Source organism: Microcoleus sp. PH2017_12_PCY_D_A (assembly GCF_020738565.1).
GTDB lineage: Bacteria > Cyanobacteriota > Cyanobacteriia > Cyanobacteriales > Microcoleaceae > Microcoleus.
In genome coordinates this window covers 1-4541 of sequence record NZ_JAEQCI010000216.1, presented here as the reverse complement: position 1 = coordinate 4541, position 4541 = coordinate 1, and the positions used below count along the sequence as shown (strand labels likewise).

Annotated in this window: 5 protein-coding genes; 2 read left to right on the top strand and 3 right to left on the bottom strand. The window is 44.8% G+C overall.

What is annotated here, in order from left to right:
• Positions 1–235: 235 nt before the first annotated feature.
• Together sufC and sufD are read left to right on the top strand one after the other, a co-directional pair.
• Positions 236–1027, top strand: a complete 792-nt coding sequence (gene sufC / locus JGK39_RS32660) for a Fe-S cluster assembly ATPase SufC (RefSeq protein ID WP_293262437.1) — start codon at positions 236–238, stop codon at positions 1025–1027.
• Positions 1024–2346, top strand: coding sequence for a Fe-S cluster assembly protein SufD (gene sufD / locus JGK39_RS32655; protein WP_293262434.1), 1323 nt, complete (start codon positions 1024–1026; stop codon positions 2344–2346). Before sufC ends, sufD begins: the two co-directional genes overlap by 4 nt.
• Positions 2347–2746: 400 nt before the next feature.
• Here the strand turns inward: sufD and JGK39_RS32650 are convergent, their stop codons facing one another.
• The 3 genes from JGK39_RS32650 to def form a co-directional block, all read right to left on the bottom strand.
• Complete coding sequence (locus tag JGK39_RS32650) at positions 2747–3346, bottom strand: TerD family protein (RefSeq protein ID WP_293262431.1); 600 nt, start codon at positions 3344–3346, stop codon at positions 2747–2749.
• Between the two features lie 137 nt (positions 3347–3483).
• Positions 3484–4053 (bottom strand): TerD family protein, encoded by a 570-nt coding sequence (locus JGK39_RS32645; protein WP_293298899.1) that lies wholly within the window; start codon positions 4051–4053, stop codon positions 3484–3486.
• Positions 4054–4108: 55 nt separating this feature from the next.
• Positions 4109–4541 (bottom strand): peptide deformylase (gene def, locus JGK39_RS32640; RefSeq protein WP_293262425.1); only part of this gene is annotated, 433 nt, incomplete at its 5' end.

The window sequence follows — 4541 nt, the reverse complement described above, 5'->3', positions numbered from 1 at the left end:
AGGACTTTAGTCCTTCTAATTCAGGAGTTATGCAAAAAATGCTTGGATGCGCTACTTTTATGGTTTTAAAGAAGGACTGAAGTCCTCACTACGAACCTTTGTTACGAACCTTTGTAAAGAAGGACTGAAGTCCTCACTACGAACCTTTGGAAAGAAGGACTGAAGTCCTCACTACGAACCTTGATTGTTGAATCGGAAACAGACCAAAAAATTAGAGGAGTTAGGAAAAAAAGAGATGATTGTTGAAAATAGTCAAGTGGTGTTATCTGTCCGCGATTTAACTGCGAATGTGGATGATACCCAAATCCTTAAGGGTTTGAATCTGGAAATTAAATCGGGTGAAATTCACGCGATTATGGGCCCAAATGGTTCGGGTAAAAGCACTTTATCCAAGATATTAGCCGGCCATCCTGCTTATACGGTGACGGGTGGAGAAGTTACTTTCCTGGGACAAAATCTCCTGGAATTACCGCCGGAAGAACGTTCTTTAGCTGGCGTGTTTCTGGCTTTCCAATATCCTTTGGAAATTCCGGGCGTTAGCAATGTCGATTTTTTGCGCGTGGCTTACAATGCTCACCGCAAACATCGCGGTTTGGAAGAGTTGGATGCTTTTGATTTCCAAGATTTAATCGAGGATAAGCTGGATGTTGTCAAGATGAATCCGGCTTTCTTGAGTCGCAGCGTTAATGAGGGTTTTTCCGGTGGTGAGAAAAAGCGGAATGAGATTTTGCAAATGGCGCTTTTGGAACCGAAGTTAGCTATTTTGGATGAGACTGATTCTGGTTTGGATATCGATGCTCTGAAGATTGTTGCCGGTGGTGTGAATCAGTTGTCAACTGCTGAAAATTCGATGTTGGTGATTACTCACTATCAACGGCTGTTGAATTACATTATTCCTGATTTTATTCATGTCATGGAAGCGGGCAGAATTATCTTAACTGGCCCTAAAGAGTTGGCGCTGGAATTGGAAGAGCGCGGTTATGACTGGGTTGTGGAAGAGGAAGCAGCAGGAGTTGGCGCGCGATGATTAATACGCAGGTTGCTACTAGGGAAATGTTTTTGGCTGATTTGGTGAATCAGTGCGGTAAGTTGGAGGTTGCTAATAGCGAAAGTTCGGCTTACGGTTTGCAGGATTTGCGGGATGCGGCGACTGAATACGTGCTTGCTGCAAGTTTTCCGACGGTGAGGGATGAGGAGTGGCGCTTTACTGATTTGTCGCCTGTTTTGCAAGTTCCTTTTCGTATTGCTCAGAGCAATCAGTCAACTGTTAAGCTGACTGATGTTATTATGCCTGTGAAAAATCGGGATGATTTACCGTTAAGATTGGTGTTTGTTAACGGTTTTTATGCGCCGGATTTGTCAACGGTGAATTTGCCGAACTTTTATGCAGGTAATCTATCTAATGTACCGGAAAAATATCGATCGCGCATCACCGATGTTTTGAGCAAGCACAAACAGCAAACTGAAGTGTTTACAGCCCTGAATACTGCGGGTTTGGTGGATGCTGCGGTGGTGTTCGTACCGGCTAATATGTCGATCGACCTTCCGATTCACTTGCTGTTCCTGACCGCACCAGGTGCATCTGGGACGATGTGTCAGCCGCACTGCTTAATCATAGCTGAGGCTGGAAGCAAAATCACTGTTGTTGAGGATTACACAACTGTTGGTAATGTCTCGGCTTTGACGAATGCTGTCACGGATGTTGTTGTCGCTGAAAACGCCACGGTGAATCATGTTCGACTCCAGCGGGAAGGTTTGGATGTGGTTCATATTGGCAAAAGTGCGATCGAGCAATCCCGCAACAGCAGCTATACTTGTCATGCTATCAGCTTGGGCGGCAAAATATCGCGGCACAATTTAGAAGTATTTCAGCGCGGCGAAGGTACCGAAACAACTTTAAACGGCTTAACCGTAGCCTTTGGCGAACAATTAGCAGACACTCACAGTTTAATCGATTTCAATTACCCCCACGGCACAAGCCGGCAATTGCACAAGTGCATTGTCGGTAACAAAGCCCGCGCCGTATTTAACGGCAAAGTTTTTGTTCGCAAAGCCGCACAATTGACAGACGCCGGACAGTTGAGCCGGAATTTGTTGCTGTCGCCGAGGGCGCGGGTAGACACAAAACCGCAGTTAGAAATTGTGGCGGACAACGTTAAATGTTCCCACGGTGCAACTGTCAGCCAGTTAGAAGATGATGAACTTTTCTACTTGCAAAGTCGCGGCTTAGATTTAGAAAGAAGTCGCTATTTGCTGATTGATGCTTTTGCGGCGGAAATGCTCAATCAATTGCCAATTCTGGGAGTAGCGAAAATGCTTTCTACCTGTGTGGCTGTGCAAGAATAACTGATACAGACAGATTAGGACACAGCACTGCTGTGTCCCTACCCATAAATCTTGTACAATTTTCAACAAATCTGTAAGGGCGGGTTCACCAATCACATTTACTTCCCACAAACAATCTATATAAACCCGCCCCGCCACCACAGACAACCTGCATAAACATATAGCCTTTCGAGCGAAACATGAGGTATGACTGGGCATAGGGCATAGGGCATAGGGCATAGGGCATAGGGATTACGGGCATACCTCACTTTTTTGAGAACCGCTATAGATGGTTATTTGAATCAAAAATTGTGGTTGTCAATTTTTGATATATTCAAGTAAATGGAATCCCCGTCCGTTTTACGACGGGGTATATGTGAAAAGATGAATTCTCTTTTACGCACAATTGAAGTTTTTTAGCTCACCGCATAAACGAACCGACAACACCCTTCAAATCTTCAGCTAAAGGATTTCCCAAGGCCTTAAATTTCCACTCACCGCCTTCTCGATAAACTTGTCCCATCAACATATTTAATTTGCCTTCATAGGAAGGGTCATTTGACAAGCGATAGCGAGCGATTTCTTTTCCGGCTGCATCTACAGCCCTCACGTAAGCATTTTCTACCATACCAAAATGCTGTTTTCTATTTTGTGCATCGTAAATATTGACGCCCAAAATAATTTTGTGATATTCTGCTGACAAAGAACTCAATTTCACAAATATTTGTTCGTCGTCTCCGTCTCCAGCTCCCGTGAGATTGTCGCCTGAGTGAACAACTGTTTTGTCTTTGGATTCTAAATGAGAGTAATAAATTACATCCTCTTTGTAATTTTTCAATTTGCCATTTTCTCCCAGCAGCAAAGCGTAGGAGTCTAAGTCAAAATTGGCACCGCTGCTTCTGCCGAAAAGACTTGTTTTAGCTGTCGCTACATCCCAGCCCAAAGCCATTGTCAATCGAGATAAGTCGAATTCGCTTTTGCTGAGAACAATTGATTGTCCTTTTGTCAAGTTAATCGCCACTTTTTGTCACCTCATTCAATGTAAAATGTAAAATGCTATCGCTGTTAGCTCCCCGACTTCTTAAAAAAGTCGGCGAGCTGAGTATTCTATTGTTTTAGGTTAGCTTAGTTGTTGAACTTTGCCCGATCGCCCTCCGATCAGAGATACTTGTCTACAAAGCTCTGCAAGCCGGAATTGTAGCCTTGTCCGACAGCTTGGAACCTCCACTCGCCGTCTTTTTTGTAAAGTCTGCCAAACTCCACCGCAGTCTCCCTAGAAAAATCCTCGTCCAAATCGTACTTACTTACCTCTTCGTTAGTAGTGATATCGTAAATCCTGATAAAAGCATTCCGCACTTGACCGAAGTTTTGCCTTCTCGATTCTGCTTGGTCGATTGTTACCACAAAGACAATTTCTTGCACCGCCGGATCGACTTTCGCTAGATCGACTGTTATTGTTTCATCATCGCCAACTCCTTCTCCGGTTCTGCTATCTTTCAGATGTATTACAGAATTATCGGGCGACTCTTTGTTGTTGTAAAAAACAAATTGTTTTTCGGTGGGAATTTTCGCATTTGCCCCCAACATAAACACGGAAGCATCTAAGTCAAACGCTGCGCCGGTGTCTGTAGCGTTGATATCCCATCCCAAACCGATCCCGGCATTTTTCAGCCCCGGTGCTTCTTTAGAGAGATTGATTCTCCCGCCTTTTTCCAAGTTGATTGACATTTGCTCTCCTGTTCGCAACATCACTCTTAGTTACCGATCGCAATTATATCAATTATCAGAGGAGCTTGACAAATTGCTGCTGATACTCATCCTCTGTCATCAGTTCTGTCGTGCTTTCCACCCTGTCTAAAAACACGATCCCATCTAAATGGTCGTATTCGTGCTGAAAAATCCGAGCCACAAAGTCTGTCAATTCTTGTCTGTGGAGTTTCCCGTCTCTACAAGTGTATTCAATTTCGATCGCCCTACTTCTCGGCACCAATCCCCGAATCCCCGGAATACTCAAACAGCCTTCCCAGTCTTTGACTGTCTCTGTCGATGCCGCGACAATCCGGGGATTAATCATCGCTGTCGGTTCCATGGGCGGCGCTTGGGGATACCGCAAATTTGGGCGGGATGCGACGATGAACAGCCGATCGCACATGGCGGCTTGAGGAGCTGCAATCCCGACTCCGTGGGCGTGTTGGACGGTAGAAATTAGGTTGTCG

What these genes read in the sequence shown, in the direction of transcription:
- sufC (WP_293262437.1), top strand. Translation starts at nt 236, where the DNA reads ATGATTGTTGAAAATAGTCAAGTGGTGTTATCTGTCCGCGATTTAACT.
- sufD (WP_293262434.1), top strand. Translation starts at nt 1,024, where the DNA reads ATGATTAATACGCAGGTTGCTACTAGGGAAATGTTTTTGGCTGATTTG.
- JGK39_RS32645 (WP_293298899.1), bottom strand. Translation starts at nt 4,053, where the DNA reads ATGTCAATCAACTTGGAAAAAGGCGGGAGAATCAATCTCTCTAAAGAA.